This window comes from Mobilicoccus massiliensis (assembly GCF_000826525.2).
Taxonomy (GTDB): domain Bacteria; phylum Actinomycetota; class Actinomycetes; order Actinomycetales; family Dermatophilaceae; genus Mobilicoccus; species Mobilicoccus massiliensis.
This window is the reverse complement of sequence record NZ_LN651330.1, coordinates 499,106-524,844: the sequence shown is the minus strand read 5'-3', so window position 1 is coordinate 524,844 and position 25,739 is coordinate 499,106. Positions and strand designations below refer to the sequence as shown.

The 25,739-nt window shown below is 71.4% G+C and carries 20 protein-coding genes and 1 tRNA gene; 8 read left to right on the top strand and 13 right to left on the bottom strand.

The features are described from left to right. Positions 1-45: 45 nt before the first annotated feature. On the bottom strand, positions 46-2,853 hold the full coding sequence (locus tag BN1197_RS12145; RefSeq protein WP_082043861.1) for a FlgK family flagellar hook-associated protein: 2,808 nt from the start codon (positions 2,851-2,853) through the stop codon (positions 46-48). Positions 2,854-3,202: 349 nt separating this feature from the next. Between BN1197_RS12145 and BN1197_RS12135 the strand changes: the two genes are divergently transcribed. Next, complete coding sequence (locus BN1197_RS12135) at positions 3,203-4,258, top strand: SGNH/GDSL hydrolase family protein (protein WP_245851917.1); 1,056 nt, start codon at positions 3,203-3,205, stop codon at positions 4,256-4,258. 122 nt (positions 4,259-4,380) lie between these two features. Here BN1197_RS12135 and BN1197_RS12130 read toward each other — a convergent pair whose 3' ends face one another. The 11 genes from BN1197_RS12130 to mfd all read right to left on the bottom strand — a co-directional run bounded on the left by BN1197_RS12130 (position 4,381) and on the right by mfd (position 15,608). Next, a complete protein-coding gene (locus BN1197_RS12130; RefSeq protein WP_040160031.1) occupies positions 4,381-4,662 on the bottom strand; it encodes a hypothetical protein in 282 nt (93 codons plus the stop codon). Next, on the bottom strand, positions 4,662-5,552 hold the full coding sequence (locus BN1197_RS12125; protein ID WP_040160029.1) for a Bax inhibitor-1/YccA family protein: 891 nt from the start codon (positions 5,550-5,552) through the stop codon (positions 4,662-4,664). The genes BN1197_RS12130 and BN1197_RS12125 overlap by 1 nt, the downstream gene beginning before the upstream one ends. A 175-nt stretch (positions 5,553-5,727) precedes the next feature. Further along, positions 5,728-5,800 (bottom strand) — tRNA-Leu (locus tag BN1197_RS12120). Between the two features lie 54 nt (positions 5,801-5,854). Beyond that, positions 5,855-6,697 carry a uracil-DNA glycosylase gene (locus tag BN1197_RS12115; protein ID WP_040160026.1) on the bottom strand — a complete coding sequence of 281 codons (843 nt, stop codon included), beginning with the start codon at positions 6,695-6,697 and terminating at the stop codon, positions 5,855-5,857. Then, positions 6,694-7,686 carry a Ppx/GppA phosphatase family protein gene (locus BN1197_RS12110; protein ID WP_040160023.1) on the bottom strand — a complete coding sequence of 331 codons (993 nt, stop codon included), beginning with the start codon at positions 7,684-7,686 and terminating at the stop codon, positions 6,694-6,696. Before BN1197_RS12110 ends, BN1197_RS12115 begins: the two co-directional genes overlap by 4 nt. Then, complete coding sequence (locus BN1197_RS12105) at positions 7,686-8,309, bottom strand: DUF501 domain-containing protein (protein ID WP_052466657.1); 624 nt, start codon at positions 8,307-8,309, stop codon at positions 7,686-7,688. Before BN1197_RS12105 ends, BN1197_RS12110 begins: the two co-directional genes overlap by 1 nt. Positions 8,310-8,316: 7 nt before the next feature. Continuing rightward, a complete protein-coding gene (locus BN1197_RS12100) occupies positions 8,317-8,826 on the bottom strand; it encodes an FtsB family cell division protein (protein WP_052466655.1) in 510 nt (169 codons plus the stop codon). A gap of 182 nt (positions 8,827-9,008) precedes the next feature. Next, on the bottom strand, positions 9,009-10,289 hold the full coding sequence (gene eno, locus BN1197_RS12095; RefSeq protein ID WP_040160021.1) for a phosphopyruvate hydratase: 1,281 nt from the start codon (positions 10,287-10,289) through the stop codon (positions 9,009-9,011). Positions 10,290-10,444: 155 nt separating this feature from the next. Continuing rightward, positions 10,445-11,170: a MazG family protein gene (locus BN1197_RS12090; protein WP_245851915.1), complete on the bottom strand. Its 726-nt coding sequence runs from the start codon at positions 11,168-11,170 to the stop codon at positions 10,445-10,447. Continuing rightward, positions 11,167-11,808, bottom strand: coding sequence for a hypothetical protein (locus tag BN1197_RS12085; protein WP_141397281.1), 642 nt, complete (start codon positions 11,806-11,808; stop codon positions 11,167-11,169). Before BN1197_RS12085 ends, BN1197_RS12090 begins: the two co-directional genes overlap by 4 nt. Positions 11,809-11,873: 65 nt before the next feature. Continuing rightward, the gene (mfd, locus tag BN1197_RS12080; RefSeq protein ID WP_040160017.1) at positions 11,874-15,608 is read right to left on the bottom strand and encodes a transcription-repair coupling factor; all 3,735 of its coding nucleotides are present in this window, start codon (positions 15,606-15,608) and stop codon (positions 11,874-11,876) included. Positions 15,609-15,999: 391 nt separating this feature from the next. Between mfd and BN1197_RS17405 the strand changes: the two genes are divergently transcribed. The 5 genes from BN1197_RS17405 (at position 16,000) to BN1197_RS12060 (ending at position 22,231) form a co-directional block, all read left to right on the top strand. After that, positions 16,000-17,787: a hypothetical protein gene (locus BN1197_RS17405; RefSeq protein WP_040160014.1), complete on the top strand. Its 1,788-nt coding sequence runs from the start codon at positions 16,000-16,002 to the stop codon at positions 17,785-17,787. After that, positions 17,778-18,989, top strand: a complete 1,212-nt coding sequence (locus tag BN1197_RS12075) for an AMP-binding protein (protein WP_040160012.1) — start codon at positions 17,778-17,780, stop codon at positions 18,987-18,989. Before BN1197_RS17405 ends, BN1197_RS12075 begins: the two co-directional genes overlap by 10 nt. Continuing rightward, on the top strand, positions 18,986-19,981 hold the full coding sequence (gene nadE, locus BN1197_RS12070; RefSeq protein WP_040160010.1) for an NAD(+) synthase: 996 nt from the start codon (positions 18,986-18,988) through the stop codon (positions 19,979-19,981). The genes BN1197_RS12075 and nadE overlap by 4 nt, the downstream gene beginning before the upstream one ends. Before the next feature lie 101 nt (positions 19,982-20,082). After that, on the top strand, positions 20,083-20,331 hold the full coding sequence (locus tag BN1197_RS12065) for a hypothetical protein (protein WP_040160008.1): 249 nt from the start codon (positions 20,083-20,085) through the stop codon (positions 20,329-20,331). A gap of 127 nt (positions 20,332-20,458) precedes the next feature. Continuing rightward, a complete protein-coding gene (locus BN1197_RS12060; protein ID WP_040160006.1) occupies positions 20,459-22,231 on the top strand; it encodes an asparagine synthetase B family protein in 1,773 nt (590 codons plus the stop codon). 16 nt (positions 22,232-22,247) lie between these two features. Here BN1197_RS12060 and rfbA read toward each other — a convergent pair whose 3' ends face one another. Beyond that, the gene (rfbA, locus tag BN1197_RS12055; RefSeq protein WP_040160298.1) at positions 22,248-23,117 is read right to left on the bottom strand and encodes a glucose-1-phosphate thymidylyltransferase RfbA; all 870 of its coding nucleotides are present in this window, start codon (positions 23,115-23,117) and stop codon (positions 22,248-22,250) included. 167 nt (positions 23,118-23,284) lie between these two features. Here rfbA and rfbB point away from each other — a divergent pair, with 167 nt between their 5' ends. Both rfbB and BN1197_RS12045 read left to right on the top strand, forming a co-directional pair. Then, positions 23,285-24,283 carry a dTDP-glucose 4,6-dehydratase gene (gene rfbB, locus BN1197_RS12050; protein WP_040160295.1) on the top strand — a complete coding sequence of 333 codons (999 nt, stop codon included), beginning with the start codon at positions 23,285-23,287 and terminating at the stop codon, positions 24,281-24,283. A gap of 56 nt (positions 24,284-24,339) precedes the next feature. Further along, the gene (locus tag BN1197_RS12045; RefSeq protein ID WP_040160004.1) at positions 24,340-25,725 is read left to right on the top strand and encodes a sugar nucleotide-binding protein; all 1,386 of its coding nucleotides are present in this window, start codon (positions 24,340-24,342) and stop codon (positions 25,723-25,725) included. Positions 25,726-25,739 lie beyond the last annotated feature (14 nt).

The window sequence follows — 25,739 nt, the reverse complement described above, 5'->3', positions numbered from 1 at the left end:
CGACTCTGTGCCCACCCTCGACTCAGACGCCCTGGTCGTCGCAGGTCAGCGCAGGTGCGCTCCCAACCATCCGGACTGATCCTCGAGGTGTTCGAGCAGCGACTGCAGCGCCCCGGCCTTGCGGTCGAGGTCGTTGCGGCGGGCGTCGAGGCGCTGATCGGTCGCGGCCTCGTCGATCGAGTACTCCCCCTGCGGGGCGATCTCCGACTGGATGCGCACAGCCAGCGCCCCGACCTTCGGATCCGAGGCCGCCTCCGAGGTCGCGGCCACCGAGCGTGCGACGGCGGCGATCGCGCCCTCGACGCCCACGGCGTCCTTGACGTACTCGTGAGCGAAAGCCTCGCGATCGAGCGCGACACGACCCTTATGGATCGAGGTGCCAGGAACGACCGGGCGTCCCGAGGGGTCGACGAACGCCTCGGCGATCGTCGACGCGAGTGGAGCGGCGACCGCGGAGAGCACTTCGGAGACGTGACCACTCGGCACCGGCGCGCTCGAGGAGAAGGACGAGGCGAACGACGAGACCGACGACCACATCGAAGCGAGGGCGGACATCGACGAGTTCGAGCCCGGCCGCGCGGCCACCTGTGCGGGAGCCGCGGCGGCGCCGGCGGCCGCGGTGACCGTGCCGACCGCGTCGACGAGCGTCTGTACCCGGGCGAGCGCCGGCCCGGGATCGGGCGTCGCCGCGAGAACCACCTGACCGGGGGCACGCACGGCGACGTCGAGGCCGGGACGCACGCCGATCAGCGTGCCGGTCGGTGAGGAGAACTCCTCCTCGCCGATGCGAGCGAAGGTCCGAAGCGCCGCTGCGTCGGTGGCTGCCTGCGGCAACGGCGAGCCGGGAGCCGGAACTGCCGGGAGGACCGTCGCGTCGCCGGCCGGCGGAATCGACGCGAGCGAGGACTGCCCGGGTGAGACACCGGGCACGACGCCCACTCCCGCGGCCGGGTCGGACGCGCCGGGCCCGGCGGAGGCCTCCGGCGTCGCGGCGGGGAACGGCTGCCCGTCGACCGGCACGCCCACAGGCACGCCCGTGCTCGGCGTGCCACCGACCGGAAGCCCGGCTCCGATCTGATCGGCGGGGCCGGGCAAACCGACCGTCAGGCCCTCTTCCGGCGTCCCCGGCGCCTGACCCGGGCCGGGTGACGCGGCCGGCGCCATCGGCGCGGCCGATGCGACCGATGCTGGAAGCGAGTCCGTGAGCGGCGCCGTTGCGCCGGCCACCGACACGACGGTCATGTTGAGCACACCACCGGCGGGACCCGCGACCGGGGCGATCCCCGAGGCCGTCGCCACCGAGGGATCGCTCGACCCGACGATCAGCGGGATCCCGGTCGCGACCGCCTGTCGCGCCGCCGCGCCGGCGAACACCATCGCCGCGTTGGCCTGGTGCAACGCGGCGACGACATCGTTGCGGGCCACGTCACCGACCGCCCCCAGGGCGATCGACACGTTCTGGCCGATCCGCGCCGAGGCCAGGCCGAGCGCGACGTCGAACGCGCTCGTCACCCCCGCACGACGGTTCAACGAGGTGGTGGCCGTCGCGAGCTGTGCCTGCACGTCGAGCAGCGCCGCCTCCGGAGAGTCCGGAGCCGGGTCGACCGACGCGGCGACCTCGGTCGTGGTCTCGGTGACGGGCATGCCGGCGCCCGCGGCGACATCGACGGTGCCGATGCCATCGGCCAGGCGCAGATCCCACGCGGAGTCACCCGCGAGCAGTGCCGGCCCCGGGAGGCCGGCCGACGTGCGTCCGGCAGCCTGCGCGGCGCTCACCGAGTGGCGGATCGCGACGGCCATCCGGTCCAGGCCCTCGGCCGCCGGGCGCAGCAACGTGCGGTCGGCGGTGACGTACCCGCCGAGCGTCCCGCCGACCGCGGCCGGCGTGCCGTCGCTCCATCTCACCTGCAGCTCGGGCAGGTTCGTGGTGACCGCTCGAGAGGGGGCGTCTGCGGACACCGCGTCGAGGTCCGCCGCGGAGTCGCCGGGTCGAGCGGGCGTCGAAGATGCGGGATCGGGCGTCTGTCGGGTGGGTGCGGAGTCGCGGACCGCGGGCGGGGTGACGATCGGCGAGTCGGGGGTGGTCTCGAGCGGGGACGTGGTCCGGTCGGGTGTCGGCGCCGCCGGGCTCGCAGCGACCGGGCGTGCATCCGGCGCCGGGGTCTCCGGCGCCTTCCCTGGCGCGGGTTCCCCCACGACTTCCAACGTGTCGACATCGACCCCGTCGACGAGCGGCCGTCCTCCGACCACGACGTCCACCGTGCCGTCGGGGTTCTCGGTGGCCGTGCCGCCGGTCGCGGCGACGAGGTCGTCGGCCAGCCGCTGTGCCTCGAGAACGGTGCGGCGCGATGCGGTCGGGGCCGTGAGCGCCTCGCGGTTGAGGTCCGCGAGCTGGGCGGCGTCGGAACGGACGTCCTCGGCCGTACGAGCAGCCTTCTCCTGCTGCGCGATGCGCATGGCCGTGAGGCGGGCGGCGGCCTGGCGGGTGCGCGTGGCCGCGTTGGCGGCTGCGGCCAACTTCTCCTCCTCGAGCACCCGGTTCTCCTCGGCCCGGGTGCGAGGGGGCTCGTCGTACAGGCGGCGCAGGTCCGCAACCTGCGGCTTCACCTCGCGTTCCGTCTGGTTCAGGGCGTCCTTGAGACCCTCGGCGGTGCGGGCCCGCGTCTCGAGCTCGGAACGTTCGGCGGCGAGGCGACGGCTCTCCGCGCGGCTGGCGGCGGTGTCGATCACCTCGGGCTCGAGCCGCGGTGCTTCCACGGGCCGAGCCGGCGTCGTCGAACGGGTCGTCGGGGTGCCGGTGACCGGCACGGCCACGCCCAGGCCGGGGGCGGGCAGGTCGGGCATCGTCGTCATGACACTCATCCGTGAGTCGCAGGGGCGGCCGTCCTGGCCGCGGGAGACGAGCCGTCTCCTCCTCGTCCCTTTCGGCGGCAGGCTCCTCGCCTTGAGGACCTCAGGGATCGGCGAGGGGCATCGAACGCGGGGGTGACCCGGCGCGCCGGAAGCACCCCGAGCACCCTGCTGACGATCGAGCGGACGAGACCGGCTCGCGCGCACGGCGATGGGGTCACCCCTGTCGACGCAGGCATCGAAACCCTCGCCACGAGTCGTTCGTTCAACCCTGGTCAGGAGGCGCCCGTCAGGGGTGCCGCCGGTACCGTGGGTCGCAGGCAGACCGCGGGCAGCAGACGGAGGGAACCGCATGAGCCGGGCACGCACGATGCTCGCGAGTGCCGCCATCGGTGGCGGTGCAGGCCTCGCCGGCCTCGGCACGGCCGGCCTGGTGAGCTACGGCCTACTCAAGGTCGAGGCCAAGCTCGCGCGACGCACGATCGGCAAGCCCTTCGACGCCTCCCCCGACGACACGAACATCTACGGCGCGGGTCTCGGCGCCCCCATCCAGCTCGTCGTGCTCGGTGACAGCCTCGCTGCCGGGCTCGGTGCGGATTCTCGCTTCCAGACCATGGGTGGCGTTCTCGCGACGGGCATCTCGGCGCTGGCCGGACGTCCCGTGCAGCTCACGAACGTCGCGGAGGTCGGGGCCGAGAGCCCGTGGCTGAACGGCCAGGTCCAGCGCGCGATCGAGGCCGTACCCCGGCCCGACGTCGTGCTCATCAGCATCGGCGGCAACGACGTCACCCACCGCATACCCACCGCGGTCTCGGTGAGCCATCTGCGGCACGCCGTGCTCGAGCTTCGCAAGACCGGGGCCGAGGTCGTCGTCGGAACCTGCCCCGATCTCGGCACCATCGAGCCGCTTCCCCAACCGCTGCGCACGCTCACCAAGCGCTGGAGTCGCGATCTCGCCACCGCCCAGACGGTGGCCGTCGTCGAGGCCGGCGGTCGCACGGTCTCGCTCGGCGACCTGCTGCGTCCCGACTTCCTCTCCGCCCCGGAGCACATGTTCAGCGTGGACCGGTTCCACCCCTCCCCCGCGGGGTACGCCCGGGCGGCGGCCGCGTTGCTGCCCACCCTGTGCGCGGCGCTCGGGCTCTGGGCCGGCGAGGCGAGCCGCGGCCCCGACCGCCTGCGGGGCGAACGCGTCGGAACCGTCGAGGAGACCGCCGCCCACGCCGCCCGCCGCCCCGGCACGGAGGTCAAGAGCGCGGATTCCGAGAAGGGCACCGGCCGAGGCCGCCGCGGTCTCGCCGTCCTTCTCCGCCGCCGCCGTCCCGACGGCCCACCCGAACACGACGACATCGACGACATCGACGACACCGACGACACCGACGACGAAGGCTCCGACTCCACCCCCTGAGCCCGCACACAGCACGCCGAGACAGCCGTCGTTTCCGGCGCGTACTCCCCCGGCGTCCACCCGCGCACCCGTCCGAACCGGAAACGACGGCTGTCTCGGCGTTCTCCCTCGTCGCTCGGGGCCTACTCGGCGTTGATGGCTCGGCGGAGGTCGGCGAGGCGCGTCCCCAGGTCGTCGTCCGACACGCCGGCGCGGGCGGCCTCGTAGACGCCGACCCGCAGTTGGTCGAGTGCCGTCGCCGGGCCGAGGTCGTCGAGCTCGGCGTCGAGGAACTCGCCGGCCAGTGCCCGCGCCGACTCGGCCGCAGAACGCGCCTGGCCCACCGGCAGCGTGTGCCACCGGTGGGCCAGTCGGTCGAGTTCGACGCGCGCCGACTCCCCGACGGGATCGTGCGCGCGGCTCATCAGCGCTGCTGCAGGTGGCCGAGCAGGCGCAGCATCTCGATGTACAGCCACACGACCGTGACGAGCAGGCCGTGCGCCAGGAGCCACGAGTACTTCTCCGGCGCGCCCGCGCGCACGGCCCGGTCGATCGAGTCGAAGTCGATGGCGAGAGAGTAGGAGGCGAGGCCCACGGCGAAGACCGAGACGAGGATGCCGAGGGTCGAACCGCCGGCAAAGATGCCCCAGCCGCTGTTCGCGCCGAAGAGGGCGAAGCCGAAGTTGACGAGCATGAAGATGAAGTAGCCGAAGATCGCCATGCCGAAGATGCGGCGGCTGCGCGAGGTGACCCGGATGAGGTTGGTCTTCCAGCCGAGGAACATCGCGACGAACACCGAGAGGGTCGCCACGATCGCCGTGGTCACCACACCGTCGTACGCCTGGGCGAACACGGTGCTGATGCCGCCGACCATGAGCCCTTCGAACACCGCGAAGGTGACGATGAGCGCCGGGCGGATCTTCTTGCTGAACGCGACGATCAGGCCGAGCACGAGCGTCACGATGGCGCCGGTGAGCGTGGCCAACGAGGCGAGGCCGTAACCCGCCGTCGACATCGTCGCCATGGTGGCGGCCCAGGTGCCGCCCGCGACGAGGAGCATGATGCCGAACAGCAGCCCCGACTTCATGAGCACGTCGTCGAGGGTGAGTCGGCGGCTCTGAACCGGGCCGGCCGAGGGGGCGTTGTAGAGGTCGTCGAGCTGGCTCGCGTTCATGTCGACGGGGCCACGCTGGGTCTGGTAGCCCTGCGGGGCGCCGTAGGGCTGTCCGTAGGACTGGGTCGGCCGGCCGTCACCGAACCCGGCGTAGCCGCGACGGGACTCCTGGTCGATCCGGTTGAAGACCGGGTTGCTCATGTCGGAATGCCTTCCGGTGGAGAGACGTGTCGGTGTCGTCAACGATCGTGAACGCCCCGGTGTTCCCTGTCCATCGAGACAGCCGTGACTTGCGGCGCCCGGGGCCGGTCAGCGGGCCGGGCCCGGTCGAGCGCCGGAGACGTCGGCTGTCTCGGCGGACGAAAGCGCGCGGATGTGCCCCCGACGGGATTCGAACCCGCACTCGGGCCATTTTAAGTGGCTTGCCTCTGCCATTGGGCTACGGGGGCGCCACCAGCGTAGACGGCGATCCGATCGCGTTCGGCGTCTGACGGCGGGCGCTGTCAGCCGTCGGAGCCCGGCTCGTCGATGCCGGCGGCGCGGGCGAGGGCGGCGTCGAGCATGGGCTCGGTGAGCTTGCCGGTGAAGGTGTTCTGCTGGCTCACGTGGTAGGAGCCGACGAGGCGGACCGGGCCGTGCGGGGTGCCGAGCTGCGCCTCCGCGCCGTGCCCGAACTTCGGCGTCGGACGCCGCGGAACCTCCCAGCCCACGCGTCTGGCCGCGACGAGCGTGGCCGCCCACCCGATCCCGCCGAGCGCGAGGATGCCCGTGAGCGAGGGCGCGACGAGTTCGAGTTCACGGTCGAGCCAGGGTGCGCACGTGTGCTTCTCCTCGGTGGTGGGGGCGTTCGCGGGCGGCGCACACCGCACCGGCGCGACGATACGGACGCCGCTGAGTTCGAGGCCGTCGCCGGCGTGCACGCTGTGCGGCTGTGTCGAGAACCCGGCCCGGTAGAGCGCGGCGTGGATCCAGTCGCCGCTGCGGTCGCCGGTGAACATGCGGCCGGTGCGGTTGGCGCCGTGTGCGGCGGGCGCGAGACCCACGACGAGCAGCCGCGGTTCGGGGTCGCCGAGCGAGGCGACCGGCCGACCCCAGTACGGCTCGGTGAGGAACGCGGCGCGCTTCTCCTCGGCGACGAGCTCGCGCCAGGCCACCAGACGCGGGCAGGCCCGGCACACCGAGCTGCGGGCGTCGATCTCCGCCAACGACGCGGTCGCGGCGAGCCGTTCGACGTCGGCGCCGTCGTGGGCGACGGGGGTCGAGGCGTCGGCGGGGTCGCCCGGCCATCCCAGACCCGGGGGCACTGGCGAGTCGAACTCCTGCCCGGTGATCGGATGCGCTCTCATGCCAGCCTCAGTGCCATGCCGTCGAGGATGTCGCTCTCGGAGGTCCGCAGCACGACGTCGGGTGAGGCGATCACCAGGCGCCGGACGATCCGCGACCAGATGAGCGCCCCGGCCCCGATGACGTCGATCCGGCCGGGGTGCAGGTAGGGCATGCGCTCCCGCCGGGAGGTCGGCGCGTAGAGCATGTCGTCGCAGGCACCGAGCATGACGCCCACGTCGACCCGGGCCCCGTCGATGCGGGTCCGGTCGTAGGAGTCGAGCCGCAACGCGTGGGCGGTGAGCGTCGTCACCGTGCCTGCGACCCCGACGAGCGTGTCGACACCGGTGAACGGCACGGCACTCTCCGCCTCGTCCAGACGCGCGTCGACCTCTCTCGCTGCGAGAGCGATCGTGTCGTGGTCGGGCGGGTCGCCGTGCAGCAGACGCTCGGTGAGACGCACCGAACCGAGGTCGACGCTGATCGACGACTCCGCCGCGATCTCGGCCGGATCCGCCCGACCGAGAACGAACTCCGTCGAGCCCCCGCCGAGGTCGGCGACGATCGTACGGCCGAGACCGGGGGTCTCCACCCCTGCGTGCGTGCCACCGGCATCAGAGGGGCGGGCGCCAGCGCCCACGAGCGCGGAGGTCGCGCCGACGAACGACAGATCCGCCTCCTCCAGTCCGGTGATCACCTCGGGCTCGACCCCGGCCAGTCGGGCGCGCACGCCCTCGAAGAACACCGCGGCATTGGCCGCGTCCCGGGAGGCGGAGGTGGCGGCGAACCGCATGCGCTCGACCCCGGCGTCCCGGCATACGTCGGCGTACCCGTCGAGAACGGCGAACGCCCTGGTCATCGCGTCGGCGTTGATGCGGCCGGTCGCGTCGACCCCTTGCCCGAGCCGCACGATCTCGTTGTGGCGGCTCACCTCCCGCAACCGGGCTCCCTCGACGTCGGCCACGAGCAGACGCAGGGAGTTCGTACCGCAGTCGACGACCCCGACCCGCATCAACGGCCGCCCTGCGCCGCGTCGGTGGCGGCACCGGCCGACTCTCGTCGGTCCGTCCGTGGCGTCTCACCGTCGGAGGCCACCATGCACGGCCCGTCCTCTCCCCACGCCGGGAGGGCGGCGAGCGTCTCGTCGCCGAGGGGGTTGACGCCGGGACCGGCGGCGAGGGCGTGAGCGGCGAGCACGTGGAGGCACTTGACCCGGTCGGGCATCCCACCGGCGGAGATGCCGGCGATCTCGGGAACCTCGCCGAGGGCGGCGCGGCGCCGCAGATAATCCTCGTGCGCCCCGCGATAGGCGGCAGCGAGCTCGGGGTCGCCGGCGAGCCGCTCGCTCATCTGCCTCATCAGCCCGGAGGACTCCAGCGTGCTCGTCGCGCCGGTGAGGCGGGGGCACGTCGCGTAGAACGTCGTCGGGAAGGGGGTTCCGTCGGGCAGGCGCGGGGCGGTGGCGACCACGTCGGGGTCACCGCACGCGCACCGGTGGGCGACCGCGACGACGCCACGGGGTTCTCGGCCGAGCTGTCGGGCGATCGCCGCGAGGTCGGCGGCGTCGACGTGCGCGCGAGATTCGGAGGGCTCGGCGGGGCCGGCCTCCGGGGAGGCCTCGGGTGATTCGGTCATGACCTTCTCAGGGGAGCGTCGACGGCGCGACGGGTGCGCCGGTCGTCACGTCGGAGGGATGTTCGGCAGTGTCGCCGTCGAGGCGGCTGACGGGCGCGCCCTCGGGATCGGTGCCCATGGTGTCGCCGGTGTGGATCGACTCCCAGACCTTCGCGTACCAGGCCTGCGGGCCGGTGCTGCGGGTCGGGTCGAGGACCGAGAGGCTGCCATGGGGGCGGTGGTCGCGCAGCGAGTCGGCGCCGACGACGACGTAGGCCGTCTCACCGGGGCGGACATAACGCAGCCGGCGGCGACTCTGTTGTTCGACGTAGGCCGGATCGTTCCACTGGGCCTTGCGCTTGGCGAGTTCGGCGACGGTGGCCTGCTGCTGGGCGACGGAGGTCTGCAGGTCGCGGTACTCCTGCTGCTGCACGAGGTAGGCGCGCAGGGGCGGGACGAGCATGACGGCGAGCAGGACGAAAACCCCGCCGAGCATCGCGAGCCGGCGGGTCGAGCGCCGGGCGAACGCGCCCGGCATGGTCACTCGGCGTGCGCCACCGGTGGTGCGTCTGGCCGCGGGCCGAGGCGCGGACCCCGCCGGGCGCGACCGATCGCCGGACGCACCGCGTCCGGTGGTCGCGCATCGCGTCCTCGGGGAGCGACGGGGGTTGCCCGACGATCCCTGAGGTGAGCGGCGGCGGGGTCCGGTGGTGGCCAAGGTCAGCGCGCGAAGCGCGGGAAGGCCGTGGCGCCCGCGTACTCGGCGGCCTCGTCGAGGAGTTCCTCGATGCGCAGCAGCTGGTTGTACTTGGCGACGCGCTCGGAGCGGGCCGGGGCACCGGTCTTGATCTGGCCGCAGTTGGTGGCGACGGCGAGGTCGGCGATCGTCGTGTCCTCGGTCTCACCGGAACGGTGGCTCATCATGCAGCGGTAGCCGTTGGTCTGCGCCAGGGTGACCGCGTCGAGGGTCTCGGTGAGCGAGCCGATCTGGTTGACCTTGACGAGCAGGCCGTTGGCGGTGCCGGTGTCGATGCCGCGCTGCAGACGCTCGGGGTTGGTGACGAACAGGTCGTCGCCGACGAGCTGCACGCGGTCGCCGAGGCGGTCGGTGATCTGCTTCCAGCCGTCCCAGTCCTCCTCGTCCAGGGGGTCCTCGATGGAGACGAGCGGGTAGGCGTCGACGAGCTCGGCGTAGAAGTCGATCATCTCGGCGGACGACTTCTGGCTGCCCTCCCACTGGTAGGCGCCGTTCTCGTGGAACTCCGAGGCCGCGACGTCGAGCGCGAGCGCGATGTCCTCGCCCGGGGTGTACCCGGCGGCCTGGATGGCCTCCATGATGACGTCGAGCGCCTCGCGGTTGCTGCCCAGGTTGGGCGCGAAGCCGCCCTCGTCGCCGAGGCCGGTGGCCAGGCCCTTGTCCTTGAGCACCTTCTTGAGGGTGTGGTATACCTCGGCGCCCATCCGCAGCGCCTCACGGAAGGTCGGGGCGCCGATCGGCGCGATCATGAACTCCTGGATGTCGACGTTGGTGTCGGCGTGGGAGCCGCCGTTGAGGATGTTCATCATCGGCACGGGCAGCACGTGGGCGTTCGGGCCGCCGACGTAGCGGAAGAGCGGCAGACCGGCCGAGTCCGCGGCGGCGCGGGCGACGGCGAGGGAGACACCGAGGATCGCGTTGGCACCGAGCTTGCCCTTGTTGTCGGTACCGTCGAGGGCCAGCATCTCCAGGTCGATCTCGCGCTGGTCACTGGCGTCGTACCCGACCAGACGCGGCGTGATCTCGTCGATGACGGCGTCGACGGCCTGCTCGACGCCCTTGCCGAGGTACCGGCCCTTGTCGCCGTCACGGCGCTCGACGGCCTCGAACTGCCCGGTGGAGGCGCCACTGGGAACGGCAGCGCGGGAGACCGTTCCGTCCTCCAGGAGGACCTCGACCTCGACCGTCGGGTTGCCGCGGGAATCCAGGATCTCTCGGGCCTCGATGTGCTCGATGCTTGCCACGAATATCTCCTTGCTAGTGGTGGAGTTGACGGTGGGACCTGAGTACACGCCCAGCCTAATGGCTCACCTCGCACGACGAACCCGGGCAGGACCTTCGCCGGGCGGTCTTCGCGGGGGCGTCGAACGGCGAGAGGCGAGGCCTCGACATCCGGTCGTCACTCACTCTCGGGCCGCGCCGTCGCCTTCGCATCCGTGACGGCCGCGGCCTCGAGTCGCGCGGTGGCGGCGCGGAGCTCTGCGGCGAGATCGACCCCCGAACGACGGGCTTCGACCACGAGGTCGAGCAGCCGGTCTCCGAGGGTGGCTGCTGCCGGTTGCGGCCGGTCGGTCAGGAGCCCCGCCCGGTCGAGCCGGGAGACGACCTTGGTCGCGCGCTCCAGCGGGGGCATCCCGGCGGGAATGCCGTCGAGCGGACCCACCCGCTCGGGCTTTTCCGCAGCCTTGATCGCGTCCCAGTTGGTGACGACGTCGGCGGCTCCGTCGACGACGAGGCCGGCGAAGACGTGCGGGTGGCGGCGGCGCAGCTTGGTGACGATCGCGGTGGCGACGTCGTCGATGTCGAAGGGCTGTTCGCCCTCCTCCCCGACCCGGGCGTGAAAGACGACCTGGAGCAGCACATCGCCGAGCTCGTCGACGACGTCGGTCGTCGTGCCGTGCTCGATGGCGTCGGCGAGCTCGTAGGCCTCCTCCACCGCGTACGGGGCGAGCGAGGCGTGGGTCTGCTCGGCGTCCCACGGGCATCCGCCCGGCGAGCGCAACCGGTCCATGACCTCGACGAGTTCGAGCACCCGCTCTCCGCGGCGCGCCGCAGCGGGGGTCGAGGGGGCCTGCGGAGCCGGCGTGCCGGCCGGCTCCTCGCGCGTCGAGTCGGGCGTGATCACTGCGTGGGCGACTGCTGCTGCTCGGGAGCCTCCGGCGGCGCCTGGTCCTGCCCCTCCGGCTGCTGCTCACCGTGGCCCTCGGGCATCTGCGTCTCGGCGTCCTGGGAGATCCAGTTCACCTGCTGCTTGCCGTACTTGGGGTTGACGACGAAGCTGCCGTCGTCGATGGCCTTCTGCACCTCTTGCGAGAACTGCTCGTTGGCCTGGAAGAGGCGTTGGAGTTCGGCCTGCTGCTCCTTGCTCTGGCCGGGCTGCTGCGCGACCGTGCCGGCCTGCTGCATGAGCTGAACGGCGGTCATCGTGCGCAACACGTCGACCGTCGGCGGCGCGAGACGGGCGCGCTTGTCCTGCAACCCCTGCCGGGCCGCCGCCTCGGTGATGGGGAACCCGGCCTGCTGCATGTCGTCGAGAAGCACCGGCCCCAGCGCGAGGTACTGGGTGACGGCCCGGGCGTCGGCGGGCTGCGGCAGTTGGAGCTCGTTGAGCTGGGCGACCGCGGTGGCGACGTCGGATTCGGACACGACCCGGTCGCCGTATCGGGCGGCGGCCTGCGGATCGACCCCTCCGCATCCGGCGAGGGTGAGCGAGAGCACCAGGGCGGCTCCGGCCGTGACGGCGCGGCGGCGGTGGGACTTCACGAACGTGTCCTTTCGACGTGACGTGCACGACGTCTCGAGCGCGGCGATGCCCCCATTGTGACCCGTCACCCCGCCGATGCTCGCACCGGCGCCCCGGGGGCGTCGAGAACGACCTGTTCGAGCACCTGGGAGGCCCACGACAGGACCTCCTTGTCGCGCAGCGGAGTTCCTCCGACGGGACGGGTCTTGGGCCGTGGGACGAGCACGGTGCGGGTCGCGGGTTTGACGAGCGAGCCCTTGTAGAGCCGCTGCAACCGCAGGGTCTGGCTCTCGGTGAGCTCGAGCGGGGCGAACCGCACGTGGTTGCCCTGGACGCCGATGTCACCGACCCCGGCCCGCCGCGCGACCGTGCGCAACCGGGCCACCTCGATGAGGTTGCTCACCGGCTCGGGGAAGTCGCCGTAACGGTCGCGCAGTTCGGCCTCGATGGCCGCGAGCTCGTCGGCGTCCTCGACGGCGGCGAGCTTCTTGTACGCCTCGAGGCGCAGCCGCTCCCCCGGCACGTAGTCGTGGGGCAGGTGGGCGTCGACGGGCAGCTCGATCTTGATCTCGGCGGGACGCTGCTGTTCGCCACCGTCGCGGAAGTCGGCGACCGCCTCACCGACGAGCCGCACGTAGAGGTCGAACCCGACGCCTTCGATGTGCCCCGACTGCTCGCCGCCGAGCAGGTTGCCGGCGCCGCGGATCTCGAGGTCCTTCATCGCGACCTGCATACCGGCACCGAGGTCGGTGTGGCTGGCGATGGTCGCGAGCCGGTCGTGAGCCGTGTCGGTCAGCGGCTTCTCGCGGGGGTAGAGGAAGTAGGCGTAGGCGCGTTCGCGTCCGCGGCCGACGCGTCCACGCAACTGGTGGAGCTGGGAGAGCCCGTAGGTGTCGGCGCGGTCGAGGATGAGCGTGTTGGCGTTGGAGATGTCGAGGCCGGTCTCGATGATCGTCGTGCAGACGAGCACGTCGAATCGCTTCTCCCAGAAGTCGACGACGACCTGTTCGAGGCGGGCCTCCCCCATCTGGCCGTGCGCGGTGGCCACGCGCGCCTCGGGCACGAGCTCACGCAGGCGGGCGGCGACCTTCTCGATGTCGCTCACCCGGTTGTGCACGAAGAAGAGTTGGCCTTCACGCAGGAGCTCGCGCCGGATCGCGGCGGCGATCTGCTTCTCGTCGTACGGGCCGACGAACGTCAGCACGGGGTGGCGTTCCTCCGGGGGCGTGGCCAGCGTGCTCATCTCGCGGATGCCGGTCACGGCCATCTCGAGCGTGCGCGGGATCGGCGTGGCCGACATGGCCAGGACGTCGACGTTGGTGCGCAGGGCCTTGAGCTGCTCCTTGTGCTCGACGCCGAACCGCTGCTCCTCGTCGATGATGACGAGACCGAGATCCTTGAACCGCACCTTGGACGTGAGCAGGGCGTGGGTGCCGATGACGATGTCGACGCTGCCGTCACGCAGTCCCTCGAGAACGGCCTCGGTCTCCTTGGCTCCCTGGAACCGCGAGAGCGCCTTGACCGTGACCGGGAACTGGGCGTACCGCTCCGAGAAGGTCTGGAAGTGCTGCTGTACCAGCAGAGTCGTGGGCACGAGCACGGCGACCTGCTTGCCGTCCTGAATGGCCTTGAAGGCGGCGCGCACGGCGATCTCGGTCTTGCCGTAGCCGACGTCGCCGCAGATGAGACGGTCCATGGGGACCGTCTTCTCCATGTCGGCCTTGACCTCCTCGATGCTGCTGAGCTGGTCGGGGGTCTCGACGTAGGCGAAGGCGTCCTCGAGTTCGCGCTGCCAGGGGGTGTCGGGCCCGAAGGCGTGGCCGCTGGTGGCCATGCGAGCGCTGTAGAGGCGGATGAGCTCGCCCGCGATCTGCCGCACGTGCTTGCGGGCGCGCGACTTGGTGCGACTCCAGTCGGAGCCTCCCAGCTTGTTGAGCGTGGGGGCCTCGCCGCCGACGTAGCGGGTGATCTGGTCGAGTTGGTCGGTGGGCACGTAGAGCCGGTCGCCGGGCTGCCCGCGCTTGGAGCTCGCGTACTCGATGACGACGTATTCGCGAGTGGCGCCCTGCACGGTGCGTTGCATCATCTCGACGAACCGGCCCACACCGTGCTGTTCGTGCACGACGTGGTCGCCGGGGCGCAGTGAGAGCGGATCCACCTGGTTGCGTCGGCGCGAGGGCATCCGGCGCATGTCACGCGTCGACCCGCCTGCTCCGGCCCCGGTGTTGCCGACGAGGTCGGTCTCGGTGAGGAGCACGAGGTCGGCCCCGGGGGCGATCGCCCCGTGGGAGAGGGAGCCGACGACGATCTGGACGATGCCGCCCTCGTCGCTGAGCTGCCCCTCGCGGACGAGACGGTGCGGCACCTCGGCCTCGGCGAGGTGCTCGGCGAGGCGGCGCCCGAATCCCTTGCCCTCGGTGGCGACGACGACGCGCCGCTTCTCCTCCACGGCCCACCGGCGCAGGTCGGCCACGGTTCGTTCGGAGTCTCCGCGGTATCCGTCGATGTCGGCGCTGTCGACACGGATCGTGAGTACGAGATCGTCGACGTCGGCGCCGGCCGCCTCGACGGGCCCGAGGCTCGGGTCGCGCACCTCGCCCGTGGCGGGATCGACGCCGCCAGGTCGCACATCTGCGCTCCCCGGCTGGTCGAGGGGCGCCGCGGCGAAGCTCGACAGCGTCCACCACGGCAGCTCGTGGGTGAGGGCCGACGCGCGGGTCTGGGCGAGGGTGAGGTAGCTGGCCTGGTCGAGCACGCCCCGCAGGTCGACCGGCACCTGGTTGCCCGCGGCGGCGTTCGACCAGCTCGCCTCGAGGAACTCCTCGCTGGTGGCGACGAGGTCGTGGGCGCGAGAGCGGATGCGTTCGGGGTCGAGCAGGACCACGCGGGAGCCGGCCGGGACGACGTCGAGCAGGGTCTCCATGCCGTCGACGAGAGCGGGGGTGAACGACTCCATGCCTTCGACCGCGATACCCTCGGCGACCTTGCCGAGCAGGTCGGCGACGCCGGGCAGGTTGGCGGCCAACTCGGCGGCCCGCTTTCGCACCTCGGGGGTGAGCAGGAGCTCGCGACACGGCGGTGCCCACAGCCCGCTCTCGACGACGTCGAGACTGCGCTGGTCGGCCACGGCGAAGCTGCGGATCTCCTCGATCTCGTCGCCGAAGAACTCCAGACGCAGCGGGTGCTGCTCGGTGGGAGGGAAGACGTCGAGTACGCCCCCGCGCACCGCGAATTCGCCGCGCCGTTCGACGAGGTCGGTGCGGGTGTACGCCGCGGCCGCCAGGTCCTCGACCATGCGCTCGAGGGGGTACTCCTGACCCGCGACCGCCTGCACCGGCACGAGGTCACCGAGCCCGGCCGCAAGGGGTTGCAGCAGCGCACGCACCGGCGCGACGACGACGTCGAGCGGCCCGTGGTCGGCGGTGTCGGGATGCGCGAGGCGTCGCAGCACGGCGAGACGCCGACCGACGGTGTCACTGCGCGGGCTCAGCCGCTCGTGCGGGAGGGTCTCCCAGCTCGGAAAATCCGCGACGCGATCGGGCGACATGAAACACGACAAGGCCGCGACGAGATCCTCGGCCTCCCGGCCGGTCGCCGTCACCGCCAGGATCGTGCCGGAGGTCGACCCCTCGGCGTTGGCGTCTCCGATCGGAGCGTCACCCCCCGCCCCCGCGAGCGCGGCGACGAGCAGAGGGCGCAGGCCGGAGGCCACCGTGACGTCGACGAGCGCGCTGTCGGGGCCGCCCTCGTCGGCGAGCTGCAGGGCACGGGCCACCCCGGGATCGGTGCGCACCACGTCGACGAGACGGGCAAGGCTCATGGCGGGATCTCTCTGGCTGAGGGCAGGCGGAACGGGTGGGTCACGACTGCAGGGACGCGTTCATCACCCGGCAACCAGCGTAGAACCCGTCTCCGACACCCATTCCGGTCCCGCCGCCCACGGGGCTCGTCACCGGCGCCGTCAGCGCCGTGACCTGCGGCGCTCCTCCCGACGCGGCTGCGGTCGGCGGGGCTCAGCGTCCCGCCCTGACAACCGATCTGGCTGCCGCCTCGACCCGCCCCCACGCAACGATCCGGTTGCGAACCGGACACTCGTCCAGATCGTGGGTAGCATCGTTCATGCCGCACGATCGCGTGGGCTTGGGGCCCCACCGGGGATGCGATCGGCGGCCGATTTCGGCCCCGGGGTCGGGGGTCGTAGAGGGGGAAGCATGTCTCTCGGCTACGCAGAGAAGACGGCAGGCGCCTGGTGGGCGCCTATCGCGCCGGGCAAGAGCGCTCAGGCGCCCACGTTCACGGCCGGAGCTCGGCCGAACGAGGCCGATCGACGACGGCTGCGGCGGCTCGGATGGGTCACCTCGCAGGGACGCCCGTTGGCCGTCCACGTCGATCACCCGCGGGCCATGACTCGCGGCGCCCTCGTCGTCGCGCCGCCCATCGGTCGGGAGGCCGTGGTCGGAATGCGCACGACGGCCGCGCTCGCGCTCGCCGCCGCGTCGGCCGGGTTCGTCGCGTTCTCCTTCTCGTTCTCCGGGGAGGGAGACTCGGCGGACCTGGGCCCCGACGACGACCTCGCAGAGGCCTGGATCGCCGACCTCGGCGCCGTCGTCGCGCAGGCCCGCGCCCATGTCGGCCGTGACCTGCCCGTTCACGTCGTCGGTCTGCGGGTCGGAGCCTGCGTCGTCGACTCCCTCCCGCTCACCGGGCCGGGGGCACGCGTGTTGTGGGAGCCGGTCTCCGGTCGGAGCTTCGTGCGCAACCACGCGATCATCCGCCGCGACTCCGTGCCCGTCCCCGTGGACGACGACGGCACCGAGCTCGAGGGGCTCTGGTTGAGCGACGCCCAGGTCGCCTCGCTCTCACGGCTGCGCGCCCCGAGGCGTGGTCCGGAGATCGTCGTGGAGGCCGACCGTCGTGCCGCGCTCCGGATGACCCTCGGCGCTCCCTACTTCGCGCATGTCCCCCTCGACTCGATCCGTCGCATCGTCGACGGGCTCGAACGGGGCCCGGCTCGCAACCTGGCCGCGTGGGACGGTCCGACGACGACGGAGCTGACGCTGCCCGACGGGACCGGCGTCATCGAGACCCTGACGACGATCGATGGCCTGCCGGTCGTCGTCACGACCAGTCCCGGGGTCACACCCCACGTCGGTGCGACGTTCACGGCGATGGGCTCGGAGATCAAGGCAGGGCCGGGCCGGGCCTGGGCGGACGCGGCGCGCCGGCTCGCTCCCCTGGGCGTCTATTCGGTGCGAGCCGACCGCTCTCGTCTCGGTGACGACACCGGCCCGGCCGAGGTCGACGAGCCGCGGCCGTACACCGACGAGAACGTGAGCGACGTGGCCGTGATCGCCGACCACGTCCGCAGTCTCGGTCTGCCGGTCGTCGGTGTCGGCGTGTGTGCGGGCGCCTGGTCGCTGCTGCGCGCGGCCGCGCAGGGACGTCTCGACGGGGTCGTCGCCGTCAACTCCGTGCACTGGAACCCCGACTCCGGCGTCTTCGACGAGGCGTTCTACGCGTATTACCACGCCGATTCGGCACCGGCGGCGCCGACCGGTCCGAGCGGGCCGTCGAGTTCCTCCGTGCCGCCGCGTGCGCAGGGGTTCGGCGGGCTCGCCGACCGTTTGCACCTCGAGAGGGAATGGGCATCGCTCGAACTCCGGGCCCGCAGGCTTGTCGCGACGACGAGCAAACACCTCGCCATCCACCACCCGCGAGTGCGTTCGTTCCTGCGGCCCGACGTGCCGCTCGATCTCGTCGGCATGCTCATGCGCCCGCTGCACGCACCATTGTCGGTGCACCTGCTCTTCGGCACCGAGGAGTACGACATCTTCGCCGGCAAGGGCGGTCGGCGGGCGGTCGCGGCGGCGCGCAGGCGCGGTCTCGACATCACCGTCGAGCACGACCCCGTCGTCGATCACAGCCTCTTCTCGCGAGCCGGTCGCGAGCGCACCGTGCAATTACTCGTAGACCGGCTCACGTCGGGGGCGTGGTCGTGACCCAGGTGGCCGGCCTTTCGACGGACGCGCTCACCGCCTATGCGGCGGCCGTCGACGCCGGTGACTCGGTACTTGTGCGGCCCGTCACGGCCTTCGACGGCCTCGATGTGGTCGTCGGGCACGTCGCCCGTCTCTCCAGCCGTCCGCTGCTCGTCACCGATCTGCGCGGGACGTCGCAGCGGTTCGAGGTGAGCGAGAAGGGCGGCGATCCGCGCGCACCCGAAGATCGACGCATCGACGAGCCGTTGCTCGCGTTCCACACCTCCGGGTCGACCGGTCGGCCCAAGTGCGTCGTCTACCGCCGCAGCATCGTCAACGCCCATGCTCGCGCCATCGCCGCACGCCTCGAGCTCGGGCACGACTGTGCGTACGTCGCGCTGCCACCGCCCGGTTACGCGTACGGCCTGAGCATCGTGCACAGCCACCATGTCTCGGGTGTGCCGGTGCGCTTCGTCGACGCGCAGTGGGGCCTGACCGAACTCGACGCTCTCGGTGACGTGCCGCTCGCGATCTACGCACTGCCGCAGCACGCGCCGCTGCTGCTCTCCTCCGGACTCGCCGCCTCGGCGGTGCGGCACGTCATCGTCGCGGGCGGACGCCTCTCGGGTTCGGCCGCGCAGTCTCTCGCGGACCGGTTTCCGGGCGCGCAGTTGACGAACATGTACGGGCAGGCCGAGCTCGGCCCGCGGCTGACGACGTGGCGCGGGCCGATGCGGGACTTCGCCGAGGGCACGATCGGACGACCGATGCCGGGCGTCGACGTGCGCATCGTCGAGGGCGAGATCCATGCACGTACTCCGCACTCGATGTACCGATACATCACAGCGCCGTACGACGAGGTCCGTCCCGGCCCGCGCGGGGAGTTCGTCGCCACCCGGGACCGCGGGGAGCTGTTGCCCGACGGCACGTTGCGCCACCACGGCCGTGCCGACCACATGCTCAACGTCGCGGGCACCAAGATCGACGCCCAGCTCGTGCGAGCGCTCATCGAGCGCACGTTCGCGCCGCTCGTCGTGCGGGTCGATGCCCGGGCGGCGCGGGTGGGCGGCGACACCGTGCCCGTCATCCAGATCGTCCCGGGCGCCGACGCGGTGCGCTCGGGTGCCGTGCGCAGGGTGCTGCACGCCGAGATCGGCTCGGTGGCGGCCCTGTGCGACATCAGAATCGTCGACCGACTCGAAGTGGGGGAAAGCGGAAAATGACAGGTCAGGACATCACCGACGTCAGAGAACAGGTCGAGGCGCGCTGCGCCTGGATCGCCGATCACGTGCACGGGCTGGGCAAGAAGGGGGCGCTCGTGCAGCTCTCGGGGGGCATCGATTCGACCGTGGTCGTGCACCTGTGCGCCAGGGCGCTCGGAGCCGAGAACGTCACGGCGCTCTACCTGCCCGACGAGGCGAGCACGGGCGAGGAGACCCGCGGTTTCGTCGATGCGGCCGTGGACAACGCGGGGGTGCGCCTGGTCGAGCGGCCCATCGGTGCGGCCATCGAGGCGCAGCAGCCGCTCGCGCAGATCACCGAGATCATCCGCCGGTACGCACCCGACTACGACCCGGCGACGGACGCCTATGCCGTCAACGCGGTGCCGTCGCTGGCCAAGCGCCTCGGCACCCTCGTCTACCGCATCTCGATCGGGCCGCGGCACGGCGAGCCGACGACGACGCTGTCGACGTCGGTCGACGACCTGCGCGCGGTCATCGCCTATCAGAACCGCAAGCAGCGCACCCGCATGCTCTTCGCCTACGCCGAGGCCGAGAAGGACAACCTCGCCGTCGTCGGCGCGAGCAACGGCAGCGAGCTCGACACGGGGTTCGTCGTCAAGTACGGCGACGATGCTGCCGACCTCTGCGCGATCGGTGACCTGCCCAAGCCGGTCGTCTACGAGTTCGCCCGCGAGCTCGGGGTGCCGCAGGAGATCATCGCCCGGCCGCCGACGACCGACACGTACGCGCTCAAGCAGACCCAGGAGGACTACTACTACGCCCTTCCGGCCGACGTGCTGCGTCGACTCGTGCTCGCCGCCGACGTCTCCGGGCTGGACGAGCTCGACCTCGCGCCGTTCCTCGCCGACTGCCCCGGCTGGAGCGAGCGGGCGCTGCGTCAGGTCGCGAACGGCCTGCTCGCCACCCTGCGCTACCAGCGCACCCGCAGCCTGCGGCCCGGCTCCGAGCCGGCCGTCGCCGGGCAGCACTGACCACCTTCACCGAGCCGTCGTCGAGCCTCACCGCTCGGCGGGCGCCGATCTCGCCAACCGCGCACACGCGCATCCGACACACACCACAGGGGGAAACGAACATGAGTGACAAGCCTGCATGGAGCGAGGTCGAGAGCGATCTGCTCGACAACGTCTTCTACGTGCACGACGCGGAGAAGGTCCGCGCATCCGAGGATCTCGCGAAGGAGGGAATGCTCGACTCGCTGTCGATCGTCGCCATTCTCGAGACGCTGATCGACGCGACCGACGACGAGGAGGCGTTCGAGTCGGCCGAGGCCGGCGACTTCCGCAACCTCGCCACGATCCGCGCCCTCTACGAGCGGGCCTGACGTGGGCGGGGTGGCGGCCTTCGTCGGTGCGCCGCCCGCAGACCGCAGTGCGACCCAAGTCGACGCCGTCGACAACTCTTGTATCGATACAACTGCGAGAGCCCTGACTCGACGAGGTCCGAACGGGGTGACGAGGTGGGCCGACGACACGCTGCTGCTCGTCTGTTCCCGCCTCGCACACGGGGACGAGGGTGCACCGGGGCAGCCGTACGTCGAACCCGATGGGGCGGCCGCGGCGTTCGATGGCGTGGTGTTCAACCTCGGCGAGTTGCAGGGGGAGGTCGGCCGCCCCGGCGCCTCGGAGGTGGAGGTACTGCTCGCGGGTCTGTGTGAGCACGGCCCCGGGTTCCTGCGTCGCGTCGACGGCCAGTTCGCGCTCGTCGCACGGTGTTCGGCAGGCGGCCCCGTGCTGCTGGCGCGCGATCGCTTCGGCATCGCGCCGCTGTACTGGGCGCCGACGGCGACCGGCGTCGCGGCGGGGTCCAACCTCCCGGCCGTGCCGGCGTTACGCGGCGATCCGCGATCGGGCACGGGGACGCGCTTCGATCACGACGGCCTCGTCTCGATTCTCGCCGACTGGGCGCCGACGGGTTCGCTGACGCCGTACGCCGGGGTGCACCAGGTCCGCCCGGGTCACATCGTCACCGTCGCGACGGACGCCGGGACACCGCGGGTCGTCTCCGACGAGCGGTGGGCGCCGACACCGGTGTCGGCCCTCAAGCCCTCGGCGTCTGCCTCGCCGTCGGAGGACGAGATCGTCCAGCTCGAGGCCGCGGTGCGGGAATCCGTGCGGGCGCGGATGCGGTCGACCGGTCGCGTCGCGTGCCTGCTCTCGGGAGGCATCGACTCGACGATCATCGGCGCGATCGCCCGCGATGAAGGCGCTTCTCTGGGGCTCGCGCTGGCTCTCGAAGGGGACGATCTCGTCGCCGGGCGGCAGCGGGAGGTCGCCGAGGCGCTCGGCATCGACTTGGTCCAACACCAGCTCGTTCCCCGCGAGGTCGTCGACACCTTCGAGGCGTACGTGCGCACACGACGGATGCCGCTCGTGCGGCTCGGTCCGGTCGGCATGACGGCGCTCGCACGGCGGGCCAGAGCCGAAGGGATCAGCGGCGTTCTCTCGGGTGAGGGCGCGGACGAGCTGTTCGCCGGCTACGACTCCTACCGGATTCTCGCCGCCCGCGAGGGCCGCTTCGGCGATCCCCGGCGGCTGCCGTGGGCGCAGTTCGGTGTCCCGGAATTCGGTGCAGGTCGTGGCGCGGTGTGGGCGCGGTCGTACTGGCGCGGGCTCGTCTCGTTCTCGGCGAGCGCGGGCTCGCGGCGGCTCGACATCCTGCGACCCGTCAACGATCTGCTGCGCTCACCGCTACGCGACGCCGTGCTCGGAGCGGCACCGACCCGACCCGACGAACATTCGCCGGCGGCGGACCCGCTGGAGGCCCGTCGCCAGGTCGATCTCGCACATCTGCTCGGTGGGTATCTGCTCACGGTGCAGGGCGATCACGCGTGGATGGAGGAGCGTGTCGAGCTCCGGCCGCCGTATCTCGCCTCCCCCGTGGCCGACTGGGCACTGTCGCGCGACGTACGCGAGTTCGTGCGGATCTCCGAGGGCAAGACCCCGATCCGGGCGCTCCTCCCCCGCCTCGCGCAGCAGCGGCCGGCCCTCGCGGGTCTGGGCTTCGCGAAGGCCGCGTTCCGTGTCGACGTCGCGTTCGTCGTGCGCGAGCCGGAGCAATTCGATCGACTCGCCGGCTTCGCCCTCGGCTGCCCGGACGACCTCGTCGATCGCGCCGCCCTGCGCACGCGCATCGACGCGATCCGCGCGGCCGGCACGTGCAGCGAGGCCGAGTCCGAGCTGCTCACCTTCGCCGCGTCGCTCGGGGTGTTGGGTCAGGGCTGAGGTGCGGGTGAGATCCTCAGCGCCCTTCTTCGACGAGCCCTCGCAGATAGTCGCCGTAGCCCGACTTGGCGAGCGCGTCGGCGCGGGCGAGCAGGTCGTCGTCGTCGAGAAAGCCCATGCGCCAGGCAGATTCCTCGGGGCAGCCGACCTGCAGGCCCTGCCTCGCCTGCATCGTGCGCACGAAGTTGCTCGCGTCGTTGAGGGCGTCGAACGTGCCGGTATCGAGCCACGCGGTGCCGCGGGGCAGCACCTCCACGCGCAGGTCACCGCGGTCGAGGTAGGCCTTGTTGACGTCGGTGATCTCGTATTCGCCGCGCGCCGACGGTGTGAGTCCGCGTGCGATCTCGACGACGTCGTTGTCGTAGTAGTAGAGCCCGGGAACGGCGTAGTGCGACTTGGGTTTGGCGGGCTTCTCCTCGATGCCGAGCACCTTGCCGTCGCCGTCGAACTCGACGACGCCGTAGGCGCTCGGGTCGGCGACCCAGTACGCGAAGACCATGCCACCGGTGAGGCCGCGCATGCGCGCGAGTTGGGTGCCGAGACCGTGGCCGTAGAAGACGTTGTCGCCGAGGACGAGGCAGACCTCCTCGTCGCCGATGAACTCGGCTCCGATGGTGAAGGCCTGCGCGAGACCATCGGGCGACGGCTGCTGCGCGTAGGTGATCGCGATGCCGAACTGCGAGCCGTCGCCGAGCAACCGGCGAAAACCTTCTGCCTCGTGCGGGGTCGTGATGACGAGGATCTCGCGAATGCCCGAGAGGATGAGCGTCGTCAGCGGGTAGTAGACCATCGGCTTGTCGTAGACGGGCACGAGCTGTTTGCTGATGCCCTGAGTGATCGGATGCAGACGAGAGCCGGTCCCCCCGGCAAGGATGATGCCGCGCATGAGGCCATCTTGACGCACGTCCAAGGCGCCGTCGACCCGCTGGTCGCTCACCACCTGACGCCCCGGCGTTGCGATCGATCGCCCTGTCCACCAGGTGTTTTCGGCCTGTTCAGCGGGCAGCCGACATGACCCTGCGCCCCCGTACGGGGCCCCGTACGATGGCGGCCATGGCGAGAGTTCTCGTGACCGGAGGTGCCGGCTTCATCGGCTCCAACTTCGTGCGGTACGTCGTCGAAAACACCGATGACGAGGTGACCGTCCTCGACAAGCTCACCTATGCGGGCGACCCCCGCACGCTTGGCGGGCTCCCGGAGAATCGCGTCCGTCTCGTCCAGGGTGACATCGCCGACGCCGGCCTCGTCGACGGACTCGTCTCCGGCCACGATCTCGTCGTCCACTTCGCGGCGGAGTCGCACAACGACAACTCCCTGCGCGATCCTTCGCCGTTCGTCCGGACGAATCTCGTGGGCACGTTCGAGTTGCTCGAGGCCGTGCGGCGGCACGAGAAGCGGTACCACCACATCTCGACCGACGAGGTCTACGGCGACCTCGAGCTCGACGATCCGGCGCGATTCACCGAGACGACGCCGTACAACCCCTCGAGCCCCTACTCCTCGACGAAGGCGGGCTCCGACCTCCTGGTGCGCGCCTGGGTGCGTTCCTTCGGGGTGCAGGCCACGCTGAGCAACTGCTCGAACAACTACGGCCCCTACCAGCACGTCGAGAAGTTCATCCCGCGTCAGATCACCAACGTCATCGACGGCGGCCGGCCCAAGCTCTACGGCGCCGGCGAGAACGTGCGCGACTGGATCCACGTCGACGACCACAACTCCGCGGTGCTGCGCATCATCGAGGCCGGCCGCGCCGGCGAGACCTATCTCATCGGTGCCGACGGCGAGCAGAACAACAAGGACGTCGTCGAGCTCATCCTCGAGCTCATGGGGCAGTCGCGGGACGCCTACGACCACGTCACCGACCGCGCCGGGCACGACCTGCGCTACGCGATCGACGCCACGCGCCTGCGCACCGAACTCGGATGGGCCCCGCGGTTCTCGAACTTTCGCGCCGGCCTCGCCGACACGATCGCCTGGTACCAGGCCAACGAGTCGTGGTGGCGGCCGCAGAAGGCGCGCACCGAGGCCCGATACGCCGCGGCCGGTCAGTGACTGACGCATTTCGCCAACAGAACATCCGCCCTCCGAGCCCACGAGGAGAACCCGACGTGAGCGACCTCGCCGTGCGTGCCACCGAGATCCCCGGCCTGCTGATCGTCGACCTGCCCGTTCACGGCGACAACCGCGGCTGGTTCAAGGAGAACTGGCAGCGCGCGAAGATGACCGCGCTCGGCCTGCCCGACTTCGGGCCCGTCCAACAGAACGTCTCGTTCAACGACGAGGTCGGCGTGACGCGAGGCATCCACGCCGAGCCGTGGGACAAGTTCGTCTCGGTCGCGACCGGGCGCATCTTCGGCGCGTGGGTCGACCTCCGTAAGGGCGAGAGCCGCGGCCGGGTCGTGACGGTCGAGATGGGTCCGGAGAAGGCGGTGTTCGTGCCCCGGGGCGTCGGAAACGCCTATCAGACCCTCGCCCCGAACACCGCCTACGCCTACCTCGTCAACGACCACTGGAGCCCCGAGGCCAAGGAGCAGTACACGTTCGTGCAGCTCGGCGACCCGGCGCTCGGCATCGAATGGCCGATACCCCTCGAGCGGGCCACGCTGTCCGAGGCCGACCAGAACCACCCCGTGCTGGCGGAGTCGCGACCGGCCCGGCCGCGGCGCACCCTGATCCTCGGCGCCGGTGGTCAGCTCGGCACGGCGCTCGCGCAAGCGATGCCCGACGCGATCGCCCTCCCCCGCGCCGAGGCCGACCTCGCGAAACCGGAGACCCTCGACGCGATCGACTGGCGCGATGTCGATGCCGTCGTCAACGCCGCGGCCTACACGGCCGTCGACGCCGCGGAGACCGAGGAAGGCCGACGCGAGGCGTGGGCCACGAACGTCACGGGGGTCCTTCATCTGGTCGAACTCGCCCGCCGTCACCGCATCCCGCTCGTGCACGTCTCGTCCGACTATGTCTTCGACGGTGTTCGTGAGGTGCACGACGAGGACGAACCGTTCTCCCCGCTCGGCGTCTACGGGCAGACGAAGGCAGCCGGAGACGCCCTGGTCGCCACGTGGGAACAGCACTACATCGTGCGCACGAGCTGGGTCGTCGGCGACGGAAAGAACTTCGTCGCGACCATGAGGATGCTGGCGGAGAAGGGCATCTCCCCCTCGGTCGTCGACGACCAGCACGGCCGTCTGAGCTTCACCGAGGACATCGCCGCGGGCATCGTCCACCTCCTGCGCACCCGCGCCCCCTACGGCACGTACGACCTCACGAACTCGGGACCCACCAAGACGTGGGCCGACATCGCCGCCGACGTGTTCGAACTCTGCGGACGCTCCCGCGACGACGTCGGCCGCGTGAGCACCGAGGAGTACGGCGCCGGCAAGCACATGGCTCCGCGCCCACGGCACAGCACGTTGGACCTCGCGAAGATCACCGCGATGGGGTTCGCTCCGGCGGATGCAAGGGAACGCCTCACCCGGTTCCTCGCGCGCTGAAGCTCCCCGCCGCC

Coding starts and splice junctions, on each gene's coding strand:
- BN1197_RS12145 (WP_082043861.1), bottom strand. CDS start 2,853: ATGACGACGATGCCCGACCTGCCCGCCCCCGGCCTGGGCGTGGCCGTG.
- BN1197_RS12135 (WP_245851917.1), top strand. CDS start 3,203: ATGAGCCGGGCACGCACGATGCTCGCGAGTGCCGCCATCGGTGGCGGT.
- BN1197_RS12130 (WP_040160031.1), bottom strand. CDS start 4,662: ATGAGCCGCGCGCACGATCCCGTCGGGGAGTCGGCGCGCGTCGAACTC.
- BN1197_RS12125 (WP_040160029.1), bottom strand. CDS start 5,552: ATGAGCAACCCGGTCTTCAACCGGATCGACCAGGAGTCCCGTCGCGGC.
- BN1197_RS12115 (WP_040160026.1), bottom strand. CDS start 6,697: ATGAGAGCGCATCCGATCACCGGGCAGGAGTTCGACTCGCCAGTGCCC.
- BN1197_RS12110 (WP_040160023.1), bottom strand. CDS start 7,686: ATGCGGGTCGGGGTCGTCGACTGCGGTACGAACTCCCTGCGTCTGCTC.
- BN1197_RS12105 (WP_052466657.1), bottom strand. CDS start 8,309: ATGACCGAATCACCCGAGGCCTCCCCGGAGGCCGGCCCCGCCGAGCCC.
- BN1197_RS12100 (WP_052466655.1), bottom strand. CDS start 8,826: ATGCCGGGCGCGTTCGCCCGGCGCTCGACCCGCCGGCTCGCGATGCTC.
- mfd (WP_040160017.1), bottom strand. CDS start 15,608: ATGAGCCTTGCCCGTCTCGTCGACGTGGTGCGCACCGATCCCGGGGTG.
- BN1197_RS17405 (WP_040160014.1), top strand. CDS start 16,000: ATGTCTCTCGGCTACGCAGAGAAGACGGCAGGCGCCTGGTGGGCGCCT.
- nadE (WP_040160010.1), top strand. CDS start 18,986: ATGACAGGTCAGGACATCACCGACGTCAGAGAACAGGTCGAGGCGCGC.
- BN1197_RS12065 (WP_040160008.1), top strand. CDS start 20,083: ATGAGTGACAAGCCTGCATGGAGCGAGGTCGAGAGCGATCTGCTCGAC.
- rfbA (WP_040160298.1), bottom strand. CDS start 23,117: ATGCGCGGCATCATCCTTGCCGGGGGGACCGGCTCTCGTCTGCATCCG.
- rfbB (WP_040160295.1), top strand. CDS start 23,285: ATGGCGAGAGTTCTCGTGACCGGAGGTGCCGGCTTCATCGGCTCCAAC.